This window comes from Anaerococcus obesiensis ph10 (genome assembly GCF_000311745.1).
GTDB classification, from domain to species: domain Bacteria; phylum Bacillota; class Clostridia; order Tissierellales; family Peptoniphilaceae; genus Anaerococcus; species Anaerococcus vaginalis.
The window spans coordinates 862,345-883,749 of sequence record NZ_HE978531.1 but is presented as its reverse complement, the minus strand read 5'-3'; the positions used below and the strand labels follow the sequence as shown (position 1 = coordinate 883,749).

20 protein-coding genes and 1 tRNA gene are annotated in these 21,405 nt (G+C 28.2%); 19 read left to right on the top strand and 2 right to left on the bottom strand.

What is annotated here, in order from left to right:
* Positions 1–19: 19 nt before the first annotated feature.
* Genes HGAG_RS10595 through recQ form a run of 3 tightly spaced genes read left to right on the top strand, consistent with a single transcriptional unit; the run spans position 20 to position 2,800 of the window.
* The gene (locus tag HGAG_RS10595; protein WP_019118096.1) at positions 20–805 is read left to right on the top strand and encodes a DUF4097 family beta strand repeat-containing protein; all 786 of its coding nucleotides are present in this window, start codon (positions 20–22) and stop codon (positions 803–805) included.
* Between the two features lie 26 nt (positions 806–831).
* Positions 832–972 carry a hypothetical protein gene (locus HGAG_RS12015; RefSeq protein WP_019118095.1) on the top strand — a complete coding sequence of 47 codons (141 nt, stop codon included), beginning with the start codon at positions 832–834 and terminating at the stop codon, positions 970–972.
* Positions 973–1,012: 40 nt separating this feature from the next.
* A complete protein-coding gene (gene recQ / locus HGAG_RS04455) occupies positions 1,013–2,800 on the top strand; it encodes a DNA helicase RecQ (protein WP_019118094.1) in 1,788 nt (595 codons plus the stop codon).
* Positions 2,801–2,863: 63 nt separating this feature from the next.
* Here the strand turns inward: recQ and asnA are convergent, their stop codons facing one another.
* A complete protein-coding gene (gene asnA / locus HGAG_RS04450; protein WP_019118093.1) occupies positions 2,864–3,877 on the bottom strand; it encodes an aspartate--ammonia ligase in 1,014 nt (337 codons plus the stop codon).
* A 166-nt stretch (positions 3,878–4,043) separates the two neighbouring features.
* Between asnA and HGAG_RS04445 the strand changes: the two genes are divergently transcribed.
* The 11 genes from HGAG_RS04445 to HGAG_RS04400 all read left to right on the top strand — a co-directional run bounded on the left by HGAG_RS04445 (position 4,044) and on the right by HGAG_RS04400 (position 13,315).
* Positions 4,044–4,997: a substrate-binding domain-containing protein gene (locus tag HGAG_RS04445; RefSeq protein WP_019118092.1), complete on the top strand. Its 954-nt coding sequence runs from the start codon at positions 4,044–4,046 to the stop codon at positions 4,995–4,997.
* A gap of 146 nt (positions 4,998–5,143) precedes the next feature.
* Complete coding sequence (locus HGAG_RS04440; protein ID WP_019118091.1) at positions 5,144–6,004, top strand: substrate-binding domain-containing protein; 861 nt, start codon at positions 5,144–5,146, stop codon at positions 6,002–6,004.
* A complete protein-coding gene (gene pstC, locus HGAG_RS04435) occupies positions 6,005–6,865 on the top strand; it encodes a phosphate ABC transporter permease subunit PstC (RefSeq protein ID WP_019118090.1) in 861 nt (286 codons plus the stop codon). It abuts the gene before it with no gap.
* A 9-nt stretch (positions 6,866–6,874) separates the two neighbouring features.
* The gene (pstA, locus tag HGAG_RS04430; protein WP_019118089.1) at positions 6,875–7,675 is read left to right on the top strand and encodes a phosphate ABC transporter permease PstA; all 801 of its coding nucleotides are present in this window, start codon (positions 6,875–6,877) and stop codon (positions 7,673–7,675) included.
* A gap of 10 nt (positions 7,676–7,685) precedes the next feature.
* Positions 7,686–8,537, top strand: coding sequence for a phosphate ABC transporter ATP-binding protein PstB (gene pstB / locus HGAG_RS04425; protein ID WP_019118088.1), 852 nt, complete (start codon positions 7,686–7,688; stop codon positions 8,535–8,537).
* A 1-nt stretch (position 8,538) separates the two neighbouring features.
* Positions 8,539–9,156, top strand: a complete 618-nt coding sequence (locus HGAG_RS04420; RefSeq protein WP_019118087.1) for a phosphate signaling complex PhoU family protein — start codon at positions 8,539–8,541, stop codon at positions 9,154–9,156.
* Positions 9,153–9,812: a response regulator transcription factor gene (locus HGAG_RS04415; protein ID WP_019118086.1), complete on the top strand. Its 660-nt coding sequence runs from the start codon at positions 9,153–9,155 to the stop codon at positions 9,810–9,812. Before HGAG_RS04420 ends, HGAG_RS04415 begins: the two co-directional genes overlap by 4 nt.
* A complete protein-coding gene (locus HGAG_RS12010; protein WP_244263818.1) occupies positions 9,809–10,642 on the top strand; it encodes a PAS domain-containing protein in 834 nt (277 codons plus the stop codon). Before HGAG_RS04415 ends, HGAG_RS12010 begins: the two co-directional genes overlap by 4 nt.
* Positions 10,643–10,644: 2 nt before the next feature.
* The gene (locus HGAG_RS12005) at positions 10,645–11,427 is read left to right on the top strand and encodes a sensor histidine kinase (protein WP_244263817.1); all 783 of its coding nucleotides are present in this window, start codon (positions 10,645–10,647) and stop codon (positions 11,425–11,427) included.
* Between the two features lie 65 nt (positions 11,428–11,492).
* The gene (locus HGAG_RS04405) at positions 11,493–11,783 is read left to right on the top strand and encodes a (2Fe-2S) ferredoxin domain-containing protein (RefSeq protein ID WP_004838280.1); all 291 of its coding nucleotides are present in this window, start codon (positions 11,493–11,495) and stop codon (positions 11,781–11,783) included.
* Positions 11,784–11,806: 23 nt separating this feature from the next.
* Positions 11,807–13,315 carry a 4Fe-4S dicluster domain-containing protein gene (locus HGAG_RS04400; protein ID WP_019118085.1) on the top strand — a complete coding sequence of 503 codons (1,509 nt, stop codon included), beginning with the start codon at positions 11,807–11,809 and terminating at the stop codon, positions 13,313–13,315.
* 418 nt (positions 13,316–13,733) lie between these two features.
* Here HGAG_RS04400 and HGAG_RS04395 read toward each other — a convergent pair whose 3' ends face one another.
* Positions 13,734–14,948: an FprA family A-type flavoprotein gene (locus HGAG_RS04395; protein ID WP_019118084.1), complete on the bottom strand. Its 1,215-nt coding sequence runs from the start codon at positions 14,946–14,948 to the stop codon at positions 13,734–13,736.
* Between the two features lie 366 nt (positions 14,949–15,314).
* Between HGAG_RS04395 and HGAG_RS11295 the strand changes: the two genes are divergently transcribed.
* From HGAG_RS11295 to HGAG_RS04370, 5 genes are all read left to right on the top strand, one after another.
* Positions 15,315–17,246, top strand: coding sequence for an acyl-CoA dehydrogenase family protein (locus HGAG_RS11295; RefSeq protein WP_004838285.1), 1,932 nt, complete (start codon positions 15,315–15,317; stop codon positions 17,244–17,246).
* 12 nt (positions 17,247–17,258) lie between these two features.
* Positions 17,259–18,497, top strand: a complete 1,239-nt coding sequence (locus HGAG_RS04385) for an FprA family A-type flavoprotein (protein WP_004838286.1) — start codon at positions 17,259–17,261, stop codon at positions 18,495–18,497.
* Between the two features lie 93 nt (positions 18,498–18,590).
* Positions 18,591–20,405 carry an NAD(+) synthase gene (gene nadE, locus HGAG_RS04380; RefSeq protein WP_019118083.1) on the top strand — a complete coding sequence of 605 codons (1,815 nt, stop codon included), beginning with the start codon at positions 18,591–18,593 and terminating at the stop codon, positions 20,403–20,405.
* On the top strand, positions 20,398–21,189 hold the full coding sequence (locus HGAG_RS11110; protein ID WP_026074049.1) for a metallophosphoesterase: 792 nt from the start codon (positions 20,398–20,400) through the stop codon (positions 21,187–21,189). Before nadE ends, HGAG_RS11110 begins: the two co-directional genes overlap by 8 nt.
* A tRNA-Arg gene (locus HGAG_RS04370) sits at positions 21,180–21,253 on the top strand. The genes HGAG_RS11110 and HGAG_RS04370 overlap by 10 nt, the downstream gene beginning before the upstream one ends.
* Positions 21,254–21,405: the final 152 nt, after the last annotated feature.

The following is a 21,405-nucleotide window of genomic DNA, read 5'->3' as shown; positions in this document are numbered from 1 at the left end:
TAAACTTGATAAAAAGCAAATGGCTATAGGCTTTTTTGCCCTTATTGTTTTGGCTTTAATTTTCTTTTTGTCAAGAAATATAGATTTTGCTAGTAAAGAAGGCAAGTCTTCAAAAGAAATTAATGAAAATTCTTATAATTCATCAAAGATTATGAGAGTTGACCTTGATGATCTAAAATCAATTGATTTTGATTTGAATACTTGTGATGTAAGAATTCAAGAGTCTTCTACAAACCCTTACGTAGAATATACAAATCTTTATAAAGATGATTATTCCTATGAAGTAAAAACTAAGTATAAAGATGGTAATTTAAAATTATCTTCTGATATAAAAGGAAGAGAACTTTATATGAAAAATAAAATTCAAATTGTTAGAATTTTTTTGCCAAAAAATAAATATCTAGAAAGTATCAAGGGTAGAGTTGGTGCTGGAGATATAAAAATAAGTGGGCTTTCATGTAAAGATATGGATCTTGATTTAAAAAGCGGAAATATTTCTTTTGAAAATTCAAAAATTTCTGGTGCAGTTAAAAATAAAACTGGCTCTATTATGCTAAAAAAATCTGAAATCAAAAATACTAATTTGACAACAACAAGTGGAAATATTTTGATTTCTGATTGCAAGCTTATGGCAAATGAATCAATGGAAACAGAAAATGGAGATATAAAAATAAAAATTAAAGATCCGATAAATTCTTTTAATATTAATGCAAAATTAAATGTAGGAAATTTTGTTTTGGGAGATGTTTCTTATAGAAATATTTTGGATGGATACCAAACCGGAAAAATAAAAAGAAAATCCTAAATCTTAAAACAAACATAGGAGATATTTTGTTTAATCAAAATGAAAAAGAACAAATAAATGAAGAAGATTTTATAGATGGGCCAGATGAGCAATCTTCAAATGAATCTTCAAATGAATCTTCAAATTCAAATGACGACAATATAAATAATAAAGATGAAAATAATTAAGTGTTAGGCTTAATTATTTTTTTTAGGTAAAAGGTAGGATATGGATATTTTAAAAAGTTTAAAAAAATATTTTGGTTTTGATTCTTTTAGAAAAGGGCAAGATGAATTAGTTGAAAATATATTAAAAGGAAATGACGTTTTGGGAGTTTTGCCGACAGGTGGGGGCAAATCAATTTGCTATCAACTTCCGGCATTAATGCTTGATGGAATTTGCCTTGTGATTTCTCCTTTAATTTCTTTAATGAAAGATCAAGTAGATTCTTTAAAAGAAAATGGAATTAAGGCAGAATTTATAAATTCAAGCCAAGATATTAAAACTTATACACAAACATTAAGAAAAATAAAAAGAAATGAAATAAAAATTTTATATATTTCCCCAGAAAGATTAGAAAATGAATTTTTCATCGATTTTATTGAAGATTTAAATATTTCTTTTATAGCAGTTGATGAGGCACATTGTATTTCTCAGTGGGGACATGATTTTAGACCATCATATAAATTAATTCCCCAAATTTATGATTTGTTTGATAAAAAAATACAAATAGCAGCCTTCACTGCAACAGCTACAAAATCAGTTAGAGAAGATATAATAAATAATTTAAAATTATCTAATCCTTTTGTAAAAGTCACAGGATTTGATAGGGAAAATCTTTTGTTTGAAGTAAGAAAGCCAAAAGATAAATTGGCATTTCTTTCGAATTATTTATCAGATAAAAAAGATTTATCGGGAATAATTTATGCCTCAACTAGAAAAAGGGTTGAAACTTCTTATAAATATTTGAAAAAATTATCTTATAATGTAACTTTGTACCATGCAGGACTAAGCGATAAGGAAAAAAAGAAAAATCAAGAAGATTTTATTTATGACAGAAAAAATATAATTGTTGCAACAAATGCTTTTGGAATGGGAATTGATAAATCTGATGTAAGATATGTAATTCACATGAATATGCCAAAGGATATGGAATCTTATTACCAAGAAGCGGGCAGAGCTGGAAGAGATGGCGAAAAATCTGATGCAATTTTACTTTATTCAACCCAAGATATAGTTATAAATAAATATTTAATTTCTCAATCTTCTAACAGAGCTTATCAATTGGTAAAATTAGAAAAACTTCAAACAATAATAAATTATGTAAATACAAATAAGTGTTTGAGAGCATTTATTTTGGAATATTTTGGTCAAGATGCAAAAGAAAAATGTAATAATTGTTCGAATTGCCTAGATGATTATGAAAAAATTGACGTAAGCCTTGATAGTCAAAAAATTTTATCTTGTATTTATAGGTTAGGACAAAGATATGGGATTTCTACAATTGTCGATTGTTTGAAAGGGTCAAATAACAAAAATTCCAAAGAAAAAAATTTAAAAAATATATCAACTTTTGCTTTGATGAAAGAAAATAATACAAAATATATAAAGGATTTGATAGGAGTTTTGATTGCAGATGGTTATATAAAAGTTTCTGGTTTTAAATATCCAATTTTAAAATTAAATGAAAAATCAAAAGAAGTTTTATTTTCTAAAAAGAAAGTTTATATTAGGGATTTGAAAGAAGAAAATAAAAAAGAAAAAATTGATAAATTTAATGGAAATTTTGATTATGACATAGATTTATTTAATAATTTGAAAAAATTAAGGCTAGAAATTTCTAAAAAAAGAAATATTCCGCCTTTTATAGTTTTCTCTGACGCATCTTTAATAGATATGGCAAGATTAAAACCAAAAAATGAAAGAGATTTTTTGAAAATAAAAGGAGTAGGCGAAAAAAAATTAAGCCAATATGGGGACTTGTTTATTGGCAAAATTATAGAATTTGATAATTAAAAAATAAAAAAGGATTAGAATACCTATTCAAAAACTCTTAGGTATAAAAATCCTTTTTTTAATTTATAATAATATAACTGAATTTTTCTTTAATTCTTCTCTCATTTCATCTGGCCAATAGGATACTTGAACTTCTCCAATGTGGGCTTTTTGTAAAAAGAACATACAAAGTCTTGATTGACCGATTCCACCTCCTATTGTTTGTGGAAGTTCATTATTTACAAGTAATTTGTGATACTTATAATTTAATCTTTCTTCGCAATCAGAAATTTTTAATTGTTCTTTTAGTGTTTTTGCATCAACTCTTATTCCCATTGATGATAGTTCTAATTGGTCATCTAAAACTGGATTGTAAACTAAAATATCTCCATTTAAATTCCAATCGTCATAATCTGGAGATCTTAAATCGTGAACTTCTCCATTTGATAAAACTTTTCCAATTTGCATTAAAAATATTGCCTTATATTTTTTGCAAGCAGCTTTTTCTCTTTCCTTACTGTCTTTACATTCTGGAAATTCATCTATTAATTCTTGGCTTGTCATAAATTTTATATTATTTGGCAACAATTTAACTCTTTTTGGAATTAGATGACAAAGATATTCGTCTAGGGCTCTTAGGGTATTAAAAATTGTAATAACTGTTGCTTTTAAATAATCTACATTTCTATCGCTAGGCTCAATTACTTTTTCCCAATCCCATTGGTCAACATAAAATGAGTGAGTATTATCTGGCACTTCACATCTTCTAATTGCGTTCATGTCAGTGTAAAGTCCTTCATACATTGCAAAATTATATTCTTTTAGAGCATATCTTTTCCATTTTGCAAGTGAGTGAACAATTTCCATTTTTTCATTATTTGCTTCAGGAAGTGTGAATTTAACAGGTTCCTCAACACCAGATAGGTTATCATTTAAACCAGTAGAATTTTCTACAAATAAAGGTGCTGAAACTCTTTTTAAATTCAAATTATTTGATAAATTTATTTGGAAAAAATCTTTTATTTCTTTTATTAACATTTGTGTCTTATATAAATTTTTATCGCTTTGATAATTTTCTGGTATTTTTATTTCTTGCATATTCTCTCCTAATTCTTTTTCTATTTTTACTATTAGATTATATAGTTTTTTATATTAATTACAAGATTTTAAAATAATTAACATAAATTTTACATTTGCCTAATCATTTCAAAACAAAAAGGATTTATTATTCATAATGAAGTTACAAATATTAAAGGAGAAAATAATGAAAATTAAAAATTCAAAAATTATAGTTGCGGCACTTTCCTTATCAATGATTTTATCAGCTTGTGGAAATAAGGATAATTCTAATGATGGATCAAACGGATCAAATCCAACTGAAAATGCAAGTACTGCAAGTGAGAAAAAAGAAGGCGAAAATACTAAAGCTAATGAAGAAGATTTTGATATAAGTGTTGTATCAAGAGAAGATGGTTCAGGAACAAGGGGAGCTTTTATTGAACTTGTTGGTCTTGAAGAAGAAAAAGATGGAGAGAAAAAAGATTTAACAACTGATGAGGCTGTAGTTCAAAATTCTACAAATGGAGTTATGCAAACTGTATCTCAAGATCCATCTGCAATTGGTTATGTTTCTTTGGGAAGTGTAAATGATAATGTAAAAAAAGTAAAAGTTGATGGAGCAGAAGCAACAGAAGAAAATATTGAATCTGGAGCTTATACTTTACAAAGACCATTTAATCTTGCTTTCAAAGAAGATAAACTTGACGATTTGGCAAAAGACTTCTTGGCATTTGTTTTGAGCAAAGACGCTCAAGATATTGTTGAAAAAGAAGGATATATAAAAGTTGAAGCAAAAGATTACAAGGGCAAAAAAATCAAAGGAGATTTAACAATTGCAGGTTCTACATCTGTTACTCCTCTTATGGAAAAACTTGTAGAAAAATATAAAGATGTAAATCCAGATGCAAATATAGAAATTCAATCAACAGGATCATCTTCAGGAATTGAATCAACAATTTCTGATGTAAGTCAAATTGCTATGGCATCAAGAGAATTAAAAGATGATGAAAAAGATAAACTTCAAGTAGAAGTTTTGGCAAAAGATGGAATTGCAGTAATTGTTAACAAAGAAGATTCTAAAATAAATGATTTAACAAAAGATGAGTTAAAAGAAATTTTTTCTGGCAAACTTAAAAATACCTCTAATATAAATAAATAAAAATTTCAAATAGGCTCTTAGGTAAAATTCCTATGAGCTTATTTTTTTGAATTTTTTTATAAACTTTACATAGATTTTACATAAGATTTATCAAATCAATACAAGGATTTAATATTATTATGTAAAGAAAATGAGAAGGAGTTTTTATGGCAAAAAAAATATTGTTGCTTATTTCTACTTTGCTTTTACTTACATCATGCACTGGTAAAAAAACAAATGTAAATAAGAGCAAAAATTTCGACCTTACTGTTACAAGTAGGGAAGATGGTTCAGGAACGAGAAAAAGTTTTATCGAACAAGTTGGTTTGATAAAAGAAGATAAAAATGGAAATTATAAAGATTTGACAACAGATAATTCTATGGTTATAAATTCGACAAGCGGAGTTTTGAAAGCCGTTGGAGTTGATAAAACTGCAATAGCTTATGTATCTTTAACTGCTTTGGATGATTCAGTTAAAGCTATTAAAATTGATGGAGTAAGTCCAAATAAAAATACAATTGAAAGTGGCGAATATAAGTTGCAAAGACCATTTGGACTTGCCTACAAAAAAGATTCAGCCAAAGACTTATCCAAAGATTTTTTGGAATATGTTAAAAGCAAAAGTGCAAAAAAATTAATTGAAGATGAAGGACTTCTTGCTATTACAAATGAAAAAGAATATAAATCAAAAAATCTCAAAGGCAAATTAACAATTACAGGTTCATCATCACTAAGTTCAATTGTAGAAAAACTTGCTGAAAATTATGAAAAATTAAATAAAAATGTTGAAGTAGAAGTCTTATCCAACGAATCTTTGACAGGTTTAAAAAATGTAAAAGATAATGTTGTAGATATTGCTATGGTTTCAAATAAATTACAAGATGAAAATCTTTTTTCAGAAATTTTTGCCATTGATGGCATAGCAATAATTGTAAATAAAGATAACACTCAAATTAATGATTTGACAATGGAACAATTGAGAGATATTTATAGGGGAGAGATAAAAAATACAGGAGAGTTAAAATAAATGAAATCATTTAAGGAAAAATTTGGAGAAATTGTATTTTTAATTTCTGCTATTATGTCTATTTTATTAATAATTCTTATTACTTTTTTTATTTTTAGGTCAGGGATAGATTTTGTTAATAAATATGGACTTATAAAATTTATTACAGGAAATAAATGGGCGCCAACCGCAAAACCAGCATTTTTTGGAATAGGGCCAATGATTGTCGGCTCAATTATTGTAACAGTTTTATCAGCAATAATTGCAATTCCATTTGGACTTGCTGTATCAATTTTTATGGCTTATTATTCAAAAAAATCTTACAATTTTTTGAACGGACTTATTAATTTGATGGCAGCAATTCCTTCAATTATTTATGGATTTTTTGCTATGATGGTTTTGGTTCCATTTATTTCAAAAACTTTTAAAACTGGTGGAATGAATATGCTAACCGCATCAATTTTATTAGCAATTATGATCCTTCCAACCATGGTAAATATTTCAAAAAATTCCTTAGAGCAAGTTCCAGAAGTTTTTTATACAGGCTCTCTTGCTCTCGGTGCTACAAAAGAAGAAACAATTAGAAAAGTCATGGTGCCTTATGCAAAAAGCGGAATTTATTCTTCAATAATTCTTGCTATTGGAAGATCAATCGGAGAAACTATGGCAGTGTATTTGGTAATTGGGAATCAACCAAGAATGCCTGATAGTCTTTTTGATGGAGTAAGAACTCTTACAACAAATATAGTTTTGGAAATGGGCTATGCATCTGGTCTTCACAGAGAGTCCCTCATTGCCACAGGCATGGTTTTATTTGTATTTATTCTTTTGATAAATATAATATTTAATTTTATAAGAAATAAAGATCAATCAAGAATGTAGAGGTAGAAGATGAAAAAATCTTTTAAAATAATAATTTATATCTTATCACTTTTGGGATTTGCTGCAGGTGGAATTGTTATTGCATATATTTTATTAAATGGAATTCCAAATATTTCGCCGTCACTTTTTGAATTTAAATATTCATCCCAAAATGTTTCAATAATTCCAGCTCTTGTTACAACATTTTTATCAATTTTGATAAGTCTACTTGTAACTTTGCCAATAGGAATTTTTACTGCAATTTATTTGTCCCAATATGCAAAAAATAAATTTATAATTAAATCTGTAAGATTTGCTACAGAAATTTTATCATCAATCCCATCAATCGTTTATGGTTTGTTTGGATATTTATTTTTTGTTGATGCCCTTCATTTGGGATATTCCTTAATCGCTGGTTGCTTGACAGTTTCAATTATGATTCTTCCAACTATAATTAGAACAACAGAAGAGGCGATTTTAAATGTAAATCCTCTCCAAGCTCACGCATCACTTGCTCTCGGAGCTACAAAAATTCAAACAATTTTTAAAATAGTAATACCAGAAGCAATTAATGGAATTTTGGGAGGAATATTTTTATCAACAGGAAGAATAGTTGGTGAATCTGCTGCATTGATTTACACAATGGGAACAGTAGCAAAGACACCTACATCAATATTAGATTCTGCAAGAACAATGGCAGTTCATATGTATGTCCTATCGACAGAAGGTTTCCACGTAAAAGAAGCCTATGCAACGGCAGTATTACTTTTAGTTTTTGTAATACTATTAAATTTTGTATCAGCAAAAATTTCTAAGGCTATAGTAAAATAAGGAGAGAATAATGGAAAAAACAAAAGATAAAAATAAACATTTATCTAATGATAAAAGAAGGATAGAAACATTTTTTGGAAATAAAGAATCAGAAAATTCAGCTAATAATAAAACCATAATAAATGTAAAAGATTTAGATTTATATTATGGAGATTTTCAAGCTCTAAAAAAAATAAATATGGAAATAAAAGAAAATGAAATTACAGCTTTTATTGGACCAAGTGGTTGTGGAAAATCTACAACTTTAAAATGTTTTAATAGGATGAATGATTTAATTGATGATTGCAAAATCGAAGGTTTAATTGAAATTGATGGAAAAGATATAAATAAAAAAGATGTTGATGTAGTTAGTCTTAGAAGAAATGTAGGAATGGTTTTTCAAACACCAAATCCTTTTTCAAAATCAGTTTATGACAATATAACCTACGGGCCAAGAATTGATGGAATAAAAGATAAGGATGAGCTTGATGCAATTGTAGAAAAATCTTTGAAAGCTGCAAGTGTTTGGGATGAAGTAAAAGATAAATTAGACAGAAATGCTCTATCATTTTCTGGTGGACAACAACAAAGAATTTGTATAGCAAGAACTCTTTCTGTAAATCCAGAAATAATTTTGATGGACGAGCCAACAAGTGCCCTTGATCCAATTTCTACTGCATCAATTGAAGAATTATTAGAAGATTTAAGGGGTAAATATACTATAGTAATAGTTACTCATAATATGCAACAAGCAGCAAGAATTTCTGATAAAACGGCATTTTTCTTGACTGGAGAAGTTATTGAAATGGATCAAACAAAAAAAATATTTAATGATCCAAAAGATAAAAGAACTGAAGATTATATAACAGGAAGGTTCGGTTGATATGAGAACAAGATATATTGAAGATTTAAATAATATTAGGGAAATGGAAAAAAATATTTCGGAGCTAATCGAGGTGTCATACGATAGATTTATTTTATATGTTGAAAATAATCAAAAAAATAATCTCGAAGAAATAATTGACCTTGATCATGATATTAGACAATATGGCGCAGATATAGAAAGATTTTGCTATGATCTTTTGGCTTTGCAACAACCAGTTGCAAGAGATTTGAGATTTTTACAAATGTCTATTAAACTTGCATCAACCTACAAAAGAATTTCAAATCATTTGGCACAAGCTGCTGCAATTATTTTAGAATTTCCATTAAGAGATGAAGAAAGAGAATTTGTAAAAGAATTTATAAAAAATCAAAAAGATATGAATATTAATAGCATTCAAAGTTTCGAAGACAATGATAATGAGCTTGCCCTAAGAACAATAGAAGATGACCAAATTAATAATAAATTATTTGAAAATTGCCTTCATTATCTAGTAAAACTTACAAAAACAGACCAAATAACACCTATGGAATTGTCTGAAAAAGTACTTTTCTATAAATATTTTGAAAGAGTAGGAGATAGGCTAGCAAAAATAGCTGATTATTCAACAAGATTATGATTTATGTTGTAGAAGATGACAAGGCAATAAGAAATTTAGTTTTATATGCTTTAAAAGAAAAAAATTATCAAGTTAGAGGCTTTGAAGATGGTCTGAATGTTGTAGAATCTTTGAAAAATGAAAATGTAGATTTGTTAATTTTGGATATAATGTTGCCAGAAAAAGACGGAATAGAAATTTTGAAAGAAGTTAGAGAATTTTCAGATATTCCTATAATAATGCTTACAGCAAAAAATGATGAATATGATAAAGTTTTGGGACTTGAAAGCGGAGCGGATGATTATATTACCAAACCATTTTCTATTTTAGAATTAATTTCAAGAATTAAGGCTGTTTTAAGAAGAAGCGAAAAGAAAGATAGCGAGCATTTATCTTATAAAAACATAAGAGTAAATATCAAAAAAAGAACAGCAAAAATTGATGGAGAAAAAATCGACTTAACCTATAAGGAATTTGAAATGCTCTTGTTATTTTTATCAAATATTGGTAATGTTATAACAAGAGAAGATTTTCTACTAAAAATTTGGGGCTATGATTATGAGGGCGAAACAAGAACAGTTGACGTTCACATAGCAAGTCTTAGAAATAAATTAAAATCTGCAGGTCTTCACATAAAAACTGTAAGAAATTTAGGATATAAACTTGGAGAAATATGAAAAAAATAATTGAGAAAAATATTAATATTATAACAAGTTCATTAATTATTGTTATTTTTATAATTTTCTCTTTATTTTCATACCAAAGACAAACAAAAGCTCAAGATGAATTTGTAGAAAATTCCTTGAGCTTTTTTGCTTTTGGAGAAATTGATGAAAATAAAGTTGAAAATTTTAAAAAATCCTACAAATATGATTTGCTAATAAAAGATGAAAAAGAAAAAGTCATCTATAATACTGGGATAGATAAAAATATAATAAAAAATTATGAGTTTGAAGATATTGATATAGTAAAAAAATCCAAAAAAAATTACCTAGGCTATGAAAGAAAAATTTTTGCGAAAAAATCTCATGACAAAATATTTGCCATAGAATTTTATAATACTTCTTTTCTTTTTTATCTTTTTAAAAGAATTTATATGTTAATATTTGCAATAATTATTGCTTTAATAATAAATAAATTTTTCACAAATTCCCTATACGAAAAACTTATAAATCAATTCAAAGAAAAAATAAATGATAAAAAAGATTTTGAAGATTTAAAAGACAATCCCAAAAAATATTTGGACAAATTAATAAATGAAAAAAGAAAAATTGAAGATGAAAATTTAAAATTAAAAACAAGAATAGCCAATATTGAAAAAATAACATCAAATATGGAAGAAGGCTTTATATATTTCGACAAAGATGGAAATATTGTAATAATTAACGATGCTGCAAAAAATTTATTAAATATCAACAGAGAAAATATACTAGATAATTTAATTGACAATGAAGACTTTAAACTTGCCCTAAGACAAACAAGACTTCTAAAAAAGGAAAAAATTTAGACTTGGATCTTGATGAAATTTCAGTAAAAATATTTTTGGATCCTGTAATAGATGAATATATTGTTTCTTATATTGTAATTGTAATTGACAATTCAAAAAACAAAAAAGCAGAAGCAATGCGAAGAGAATTTAGCTCAAATGTAAGCCATGAATTAAAATCTCCTCTTACAAGTATAAATGGTTATGCAGAGCTAATAGCCACAGGTCTTGCAAAAGATGATGATATAAAAAAATTTGGACAAATTATAAATGAAGAAGGAAAAAGACTTTTAAATATTATTGACGATATATTAAAACTTTCAAAACTTGATGAAGAAAATTTACAAGAAGGAAAAACCATAGTAAATATAAAAAATGTCGTCGATCAAAGTATAAATAGATTTAAAAGGATTTCTGAAATGAAAAATATAAAAGTCGAAAACAAAGTTTGTGATATAAATATAAAAACTCACGAATCACTTTTTACAGACTTAGTTACAAATATTTATGAAAATGCAATAAAGTACAACAAAACAAACGGACAAATTACAATAAAATGTGAAAAAAATAAAAAAAATATAAAATTAATAATTGAAGATAGGGGAATTGGCATAAAAAAAGAAGATTTGCCAAGAATTTTTGAAAGATTTTATGTAGCTGACAAACAAAGAACGAGAACATTAAAATCAACAGGACTTGGCTTATCAATCGTAAAACATATTTGTGATTATTTAAATTACGATATAAAAGTAGAAAGCAAATATGGATATGGTAGTAAATTTATAATTTCAATTCCAGCTTTGTAATTTTATTTTTTAATTTTATTTGATATAATTATTATGAGTAATTATTAAAATTTTAAGGAGTAGATATGAAAATACAAGTTTGTGCAGGCGCAAGATGTACTATGCTAGGATCTGACATAATTTATAATAGGTTATCAGATTTTGTAGAAGAATTTAACGACAGAATATATAAGGGCGATTTAGATGTACAAGAAATTGAACTTGAAATAGAAATGGTAACTTGCAATGATGTTTGCAAAAAAAATAAAAAAAATTCCCCAGTGGTAATTGTTGATGGAAAAATTTTTACAAATGCAAAAACACAAGTTATCATGGAGTACATATTAGATAAGGCTTTTGAAGAAAATTTTAAATAAAATATTTAAGGAAAGAATAAATAATGAAAGAAACATACATAAACATATTAAATATTAGAAGAATGGCCTTTGAACATATAGCAAAAATTGCTTTTGAAAATAGGCCAATATATGACATAGCTACAGAAGTATTTGATATACTTCCAGGAGAAGAAGCATCTTATAGGGAAAATATTTTTAGAGAAAGAGCAGTAATGGGCGAAAGACTAAGAATGGGAGTTGGTCTTCACGCAAGAACAGCCGATAATACTGGGGCTATTACTGATGGTTTGGATGACGAAGATTTTGATATAAAAAAATATGAACCACCACTCGTCTCAGTAATAAAAATAGCTTGCGAAGCATGTCCTGAAAATAGGGTTGAAGTTACAAATACTTGTAGAGCATGTATTGCCCATCCATGCGTAAATGTTTGTCCCAAAAATGCTATCACCTACACATCAAAAGGTTCAATAATCGACCAAGATAAATGTATAAAATGTGGAAAATGCGTAGAAGCTTGTCCATACAATGCCATTGCTCATACAAAAAGACCATGCGCAGAATCTTGTGGAGTTAAGGCGATAAAAAGTGATAAATTAGGAAGGGCAGAAATTGACGATGACAAATGTGTAGCTTGTGGAAGATGTATAACATCTTGTCCATTTGGAGCAATTTCAGATAAAACAGAAATTTACCAATTGGCAAAAGCATTAAATACAGATAAACACGTTTACGCAATTGTTGCACCATCATTTGTAAGACAATTTGGTCAAATGGCATCTCCTGTTCAAATAAAAGAAGCAATTAGAAAATTAGGTTTTAGAGATGTAATAGAAGTAGGACTTGGAGCAGACCTTACAACATTAAATGAAGCCCACGAATACGTAGAAAGCGTGCCAGAAAAAATTCCATTTATGGGAACATCATGCTGTTATTCTTGGAAATTGATGGTAAAGAAAAAATTCCCAGAAATAAATGACAAAATTTCAGAATCATCAACACCAATGATTTATTCAGGAAAACACATCAAAAAAATGGATGAAAAAGCACAAGTGGCATTTATTGGGCCATGCATTTCAAAAAAACTTGAAGCAAGAAGACCAGAAGTTGCAGAAACAATTGATTATGTAATAACTTATGAAGAATTAATGGGAATGTTCTTGGCAAAAGATATAGACCCAGCAGAAATAAAAATTGAAGAAGATTGGCAAGATGCATCAGAAACAGGAAGAAATTATGCAGTAAGCGGAGGAGTAGCAGAAGCTGTAAAAAGAAGAATTGCAGAAATAAATCCTGATTTAGAAGTAAACGTAGAAAAGGCAGAAGGACTTGCCGACTGCGTAAAACTTGCCCAAATGGCAAAACTAGGAAGAAAAGACGGACTATTATTAGAAGGAATGGCATGCGTTGGAGGATGCGTAGGAGGACCTGGAACCTTAATTTCAGAATTAAAAACAGGCAAAGCAGTAAAACAATTTGCCAAAGAATCAATCTACAAATCTCCATACGACAACAAAAACATCCCAGAAGAAGATAAACCAAAAGACTGAAAAAATTAAGAGCAAAGAAGTATGCTCTCAGAGCGTAGACAAACCCTCAAGCACGAATATCTGACTCCAAAAATTGTTGATTTCTAAATTTTAAAATTCTAAAATCGCAAACTCGCTAACGCGATGACAGATAAATAGCTTAAAATTGTGCCAGTGGCACGATTTTAATATTTATCCCTCGGAATAAAACGAAGAATTAAAATTTAATTGAATTTAATTTATTTAATAAAAAATCATAGCTTTAAATTTTAGAATGCGATTTTTGACGAATTTTAAAATTTGAAATCAAATCAATTTTTTCCGTATGATATTCTTAGCATGAGGGGTTTGTATACTTTGTCAACAGTCTGAGAGCATAGAAATATGCTCTTTTTTTTGTACAAAAAAGATGAGAATTTTCGCATCTTTTTAATATTTTTTACTTATCTAAATCTTCTTTAATAGCCTTAGCTAAATTTTCAAGAGTTTTTTCTTGGTCATCTTTCATTGAAGAATTTATTATGAAATCTTCTCCAACGTATTCGTGTTTTCCTTTTTCAAGAATTTCTTTTGCTTGTTCAAGAGATTTTCCGCCCCATGAATAATTGTGAATGAATGAGATGTGTCTGTTTTGGTAGCCTGTTCCAACTAATTCTCTAAGTAAAGCATCCATCTTATGGTATAAACCTGCATTATAATTCATTGCTACAAAAACTTGGTTTGAATATTTGTGGCTATCAGCAATTATATATGAAAAATCATTGTCAGAAACATCATATAATTTTATATTTTCAACTCCAAGTTCATCAAGTTTTGAAGCTAAAATATCAGCTGCTAATTCTGTGTTTCCATACATTGAAGAAAATACTATATTTACACCCTTAACTTCTGGTTTAAAATTTGCCCACTTATCATATTTATCTAAAATAAATTCTATTGATTCTTTGTCATCATAAATAGGTCCATGAAGAGGCAAGATTGCATTGATTTCAAAATCTGAAACTTTTTTAAGAAGATTTGTAACCATTTTTCCTTGTTTTCCAACTATATTTATATAATATCTTCTATTTTCATCTACCCAAGCTTGTTTTTTGATATAGTGTTTTGCAGAAATATGTCCTTCAATAACGTCAAATGAACCAAAAGCATCAGCTGAGAAGAATAAACCTTCTGTTGTTTCGTAAGTCATAAAAACTTCTGGCCAGTGAACCATTGGAGCAAAAACAAATTTTAAATTTCTTTTACCAATATTTAATTCATCGCCATCTTTAATTTCTAAAAATCTATCTTCATTGTATTTGTCATTTGGATAAAATTGATGGAAAAATTTTATGGTTTTTTGATTTCCTACAAATTTACAATTTGGATATTTGTCCAAAATAAAATCAATTGATCCACAATGGTCAGGTTCCATGTGTTGAACGATAATATAATCTAAATCTTCTCCGTCAAGAGCTTTTTCAACATTATCAAGATAAGTTCTTATTACAGAAGAATCAGAGCCGTCCATCAAAACATTTTTTTCATCTTTTATAATATATGAATTGTAAGTTACGCCATTTGGAAGGGTAAACATATTTTCAAATCTTTTTAAGTCCCTATCATTGGCACCCACCCAATATATATTGTCATAAACTTTTTTTATAAATTGCATATAACCTCCAAAGTTTTATTTTTCTTAAAACCTATTATACCTTAATAAGTATAAAATTAAATAAAAAATAAAGCTATCATTATTTAAATTTTAATATTTTCACTAGAAAACTTTTTCATAAGCAAAGTTTTTAAATATATATTTTTATTACAAAAAAATATTTGGAAAAATTCTAAAAAATTTGATTAAATAAAGAATTTTAGGATATATAATAAGTGTAGATGTTTTACATATTCATATATTGCAATTTAATTTTATCATTATTTTTAATCTTTATAAAAATAAATTGTGTTGACAAAAAAACATTTTCAGTATAGAATTATATTGTAAAACAAAAATGGATATTATATTTTTTAGGAGGAATATATGCTTTTTAAAACAACAGATGAGCATGAAGCTTTACGTAAAAAAGTCAGAGAATTTGCTGAAGAAAAAGTAAAACCAATTGCTTTTGAGCTTGATCAAAACAACGAATTTCCTGACGAAATTGTAAAGGAAATGGGAGAATTAGGATTTTTAGGAATTCCTTATCCTAAGAAATACGGTGGTCAAGGTTTAGACGTAATGAGCTATGCGATCACAGTTGAAGAATTATCAAGAGTTGATGGTGGTGTTGGAGTTATTTGTTCTGCACATACATCTTTGGGTTCATGGCCTATTTATGCTTTTGGTACAGAAGAACAAAAGAAAAAATATTTAACACCATTAGCTAAAGGTGAAAAAATTGGTGCATTTGGTCTTACAGAAGAAAATGCTGGATCTGATGCAGGTGGAACAGAAACAACAGCTGAATTAGATTTGGATGGAAAAAGATATATTTTAAATGGTAAAAAAATCTTTATTACTAACGCACCAAAAGCAGATACATACGTAGTATTTGCGGTAACAACTCCAGGAATTGGAACTCATGGTATTTCAGCATTCATAGTTGAAAAAGGAATGGAAGGATTCACATGTTCTGATCACTATGACAAATTAGGTATTAGATCTTCATGTACTGCTGAATTACATTTTGATAATGTAAAAGTTCCTAAAGAAAATCTTTTGGGAAAAGAAGGTCAAGGATTTAAGATTGCTATGGCAACTCTTGACGGTGGTAGAATTGGTATTGCATCTCAAGCTTTAGGTATTGGACAAGGTGCTTATGAATCAGCTCTTGCTTATGCTAAAGAAAGAGAACAATTTGGTATGCCAATTGCTCATCTTCAAGCAAATACATTTAAACTTGCTGACATGGCAACAAATTTAAAAGCTGCAAGACTTATGATTTATTCTGCAGCAGAATTAAAAGAAAATCACGAAAGATATTCAGCAGATGCAGCTATGGCAAAACAATTTGCATCTGATCTTGCATCAAAGATAACTAATGAAGCTTTACAATTGTACGGTGGATCTGGATTTATTAAAGGTATCGATGTTGAAAGATTCTATAGAGATTCTAAGATTACACAAATCTATGAAGGTACAAATGAAATTATGAGAGTTGTTGTTGGAGCTAATACAGTAGGTAGAGCTCCAAAGGTTAAAGCTGTTGGATCAAATAAAAAATCTGGCCCTATTGCAGGAGTTAGAAAAGGCGAAATCTATGAAGGAGATCCAAAAGAAGCAGTTAAAAATCTTGTAGCAGCACTTAAAAAAGACGGATATGACTTTACTGTAGGAATTGATCCTTACACACCAATTGCAGATTCTCAAAGAATTGTTGTAGCAGGCCGTGGTATAGGCGAAAAGAAAAATATGAAATTGATTGAAGATTTAGCTTATCAAGCTGGAGCATCTATTTCATCATCAAGACCAGTTGCAGAAACACTTAAATATGTAGACATCAATAGATACGTTGGTATGAGTGGTCAAACATTCAAAGGAAATCTTTATATAGGTGTAGGTGTATCTGGAGCAGGACAACACTTAAAGGGAATCAAAAACGCATCAACAATAGTTGCAATTAACAATTCTAAAAATGCACCAATTTTCAACAACTGTGATTATGGTATAGTTGGAGATGCTATGGTAATTCTTCCACTTCTAATCAAAGAATTAGACAATGGAGAAGCTAAGAAACCAGCACCACCAATGAAGAAAATAAAAAGATCTAAACCAAGAAAAATGGCTCCTACAAATCCAATTTATGTAGATTTAGGTTCTGGATATGAATACAATCCTGAACTTGGAGATCCAGAAAATGGAATTGAACCAGGAACACCATTCGATAAATTACCAGATTCTTGGGTATCACCAGTATCAGGCGAAGCAAAAGATCAATTCATTAAAATGGATGTACCAGAAGACAGAAAGTAGTAGGAGGAATATATGTATACAGTTAGAAAAGTTACAGACGACTTATTTTATGTAGGTGGAGATGACAGAAGACTTGCTCTATTTGAAAATATTTTTCCTATAGACGGAGTTTCATACAACTCATACCTTTTAATGGATGAAAAAACAGTTTTAATAGATTCAGTTGACTGGTCTATTACTAGAGAATATATATTAAACGTATCTAGAGTTCTTGGAGATCGTGATCTTGATTATATGTTAATTCAACACATGGAACCAGACCACTGTTCTGCAATCGAATTAATGTTACATTACTATCCAAACGTAAAAATTATAGCAAGTGAAAAAGCTATATTATTTATGAGACAATTCGGTTATCACGTAGATGATAGATACATTGAAGTAAAAGAAGGAGATTCAATCTCATTTGGTAAACACGAATTTACATTCGTAGAAGCTCCAATGGTTCACTGGCCAGAAGTTTTAATGACCTATGATTTAACAGATAAAGTTTTATTCTCAGCAGATGCTTTTGGTTCATTTAAATCTAATGACGGAAGACTTTTTGCCGATGAAGTAAATTGGGATAGAGATTGGCTAGATGAAGGAAGAAGATATTTCACAAATATAGTTGGTAAATATGGTACATTTGTACAAGCAGTTCTTAAAAAAGCAGCAGGACTTGATATTAAATATATCTGCCCACTTCACGGACTTGTTTGGAGAAAAGACTTCGGTTATATCTTAGATAAATATAACAAATGGTCAAGCTATGAACCAGAAGAAGAAGGTGTATTGATAGCTTATGCATCAATGTATGGAAATACAGAATATGCAGCTCAAGCTCTAGCATCAAAACTTGCTGAAAGAGGAATGACAAATATTTCTCTAAGAGATGTCTCAAGCACAGATGTATCTTACCTAATTGCAGATGCATTTAAATATTCAAATATCGTTCTTGCATCAGTAACATACAACCTTGGAATATATCCAAAAATGAAAGACTTCATCCATGATATGGCAGCACTTAACGTACAAAATAGAGCAGTATCATTAATGGATAATGGTACTTGGGCTCCAACAGCTGCAGATAAAATGGAAGAATTCTTAGATAATGAAATGAAATTAATAGACGTTCTACCAGAACAAGTAAATATAGTTTCATCATTAAAATCTGCAAAAGAACCAGATATGGATGCTTTAGTTGACGGAATTTTTGAATCAATGAAGAAAAGAAGAGAAGAAGTTCAAAAAGCTAAAGATCAAAAATAAAAAAATAAATTCAAAACTGTCACAGGAAACTGTGGCAGTTTTTTTGTAAATCTTATATAATAATTTTATAGTTTAAAAAGATTTGAGGTTTATATGAAAAAAAATTTAAAATTAAGAGCAGAAAATTTTAAAATTAAAATTGGAAATATATCTTACAACAAGAAAAAAATAAAAGAAACGATAAAAAAAGCAAATGATGATTTAGTAAATATTTTGCTTTTGCCAGAACTTTGTATTACTGGAGCAAGTTTGTATGATGGATTTGCGAATGATGATATTTTAGAAGAATGCCTTGATGCTTTATTTGATTTGAAAAAATTTTCAAAAAATATTGATACTTTGTTTTCTGTTGGACTTCCTGTAAAAGAGGGAAGAAAAATAATTGATATGGTATTTTTATTAAAAGAAGGCGATATTATTGGAGGATTTTTTAAAGATAATTTTAAAGACCACGAAAAATATGTTTTTGACACTCCAGAAGAAGATGAATTTATTAAGATAAAAGATGAATATGTTCATCTCTATAATAAATCATATATAGAAATTAACGATATAAAAATAACTGTAAGCATAGGAGAAAATGAGGAGAAAAATATTCCCGATTCATTAATTTCTAAGTCGAAAAATAACATAGATATAATTTTAAATCCGTCAGCAAAAACTAGATATATAGGATCAAAAAAAGATATAGAAGATAAAATTAAATTTTTATCAAAAGATACAATTTATCTCTATTCAAGTACAGGACTTGGAGAAAGTTCAACCGATTTTGTATATGAAGGCTTAAATATTATTGGAGAAAATGGAAAAATTAAAGAAAGTAAGAGAGATGAATTTGCTGATTTGTGTTCATATTTTGATATAAGTCAAAATACTATAGAAGAATTTTTTGATTTTAAAAATAAGCCAAGTCTTTCATATTGGGATAAATTTCCTTATTTGCTTGATGATAAAAAAATCTATGTAGAAGATGCTTTTGATATAGTAACAAGAGCTTTAATTCAAAGAATAGAGGCGATTTCTTGTAAAAAAGTAGTCTTGGGACTAAGTGGCGGACTTGATTCAACCATGGCACTTTTATTTATAGTAAAAGCATTCGAAAAAATGAGTCTTCCAAAAGAAAATATTCTTTTATACACAATGCCAGCATTTGGCACAAGCAAGAGAACAAAATCAAATGCCTTTAAGCTTGCAGAAGCTTTTGAAATAAAATTAAATGAAATTGTAATAAAAGATGCAGTAAATATTCATCTAAAGGATATTGGCCATGATGGAAAAACTCAAGATATAGCCTACGAAAATGCTCAAGCAAGGGAAAGAACTCAAATTTTATTTGATATAGGAAATATGGAAAATGCTCTAGTAATAGGAACTGGAGATAAGTCAGAAATTTCCCAAGGCTTTGCAACCTACAACGGTGATCACATGTCATCCTATGCAGTTAATGCCTCTTTGACAAAGACCGAATTAAGATATATTGTTTCCTATCTTGTAGAAAATACAAAAAATCAAAAATTAAAAGAAGTTTTGGACGATATATTAAAAACTCCAATTTCTCCAGAGCTAAAAAATGAAAATGAAGAAAAAATCAGCCAAAAAACTGAAGATATAATAGGCCCTTATGAATTAATAGACTTTTTCACATTTGAATTTTTGGAAAATTCATCAGTAGAAGAAATATATGAAAAAGCAAAAGTTGCCTTCAAAGACGACTATGACAAAAAAACCATAAAAAAATGGCTCAAATCATTTTATAAAAGACTAATTACAAGTCAATTTAAAAGATCAGTTTCAGTAGACGGCCCAGCCTTATCACAAAAATCATTCTCCCCAAGAAGAGGATACTTGTTAGCCTCAGACATGTCTGCAGAAGTTTTTCTAGAAAGAATAGAAAATTTAGATGAATAAAATAATAATTTTTATAATATTTTGCCTAATTTTACTTCTTTTCTCATACATTTACTATCAATGCAAGTGGGCAAAAGAAGTAAAGCAAGATATATACAGCAAAAAAATAAAAAATAAAATAAAAATAACACAAATTAGTGATTTTCATTCGAATAAATTAAAAAATATGGAATATTTTAAGGGAAAAATCCTAGAATTTAATCCAGATTTTATAATTTTGACAGGAGATATAAATGATTATGGAGAAGAAAAGAAATTTAATAGGGCAATAGACTTTCTAGAAAAGCTTTCAAAATTAGAAATAAAAACCTATTATATAACAGGAAATCACGAAGAAGCAGGTCCTATGCTTGATGAATTTATAGAAAAAATCAAAAGGCTTGGTATAAAATATTTAAAAAATGAGGGAGAATATTTAAAAATTAGGGAAGAAAATATTTATATTTATGGAGTAAGCTATAATAATTTTTCATTAAAAAATTACAAAACAAAAGATGAAAATTTAAATATAATATTAAGTCATTTTTCTAAAAACATAAGAGATAATTTAGACGATACAATGGATATGATTTTTTCAGGTCATACCCACGGAGGACAAGTTAGATTTCCATTTTTGGGAGCTTTGCTAGCACCTGGAGAAGGATATTTTCCAAAATTTGATAAAGGATTATTTAAATATAAAAATTCACAAATTTATATAGATTCAGGACTAGGAAATACCTTTATGGATTTGAGATTTTTAAATAGGATACAGTTTTCCAATATCACTATCATGCGCCAATAGTTTAATGGTAAAACAAAAGTGTCCGAAGCTTAAGATAGGGGTTCAATTCCTCTTTGGCGTGCCAAAAAATAGACTGAAGTAAATTTACTTCAGCCTATTTTTTATTAAAAATTATTTGAAAATTTTCAAATTTTATTTTATGGATAAATATTTAAAATATTTGACAATATATATATATATATATAATGTTTAGTAGAAAGAATAATTTAAAAAAAT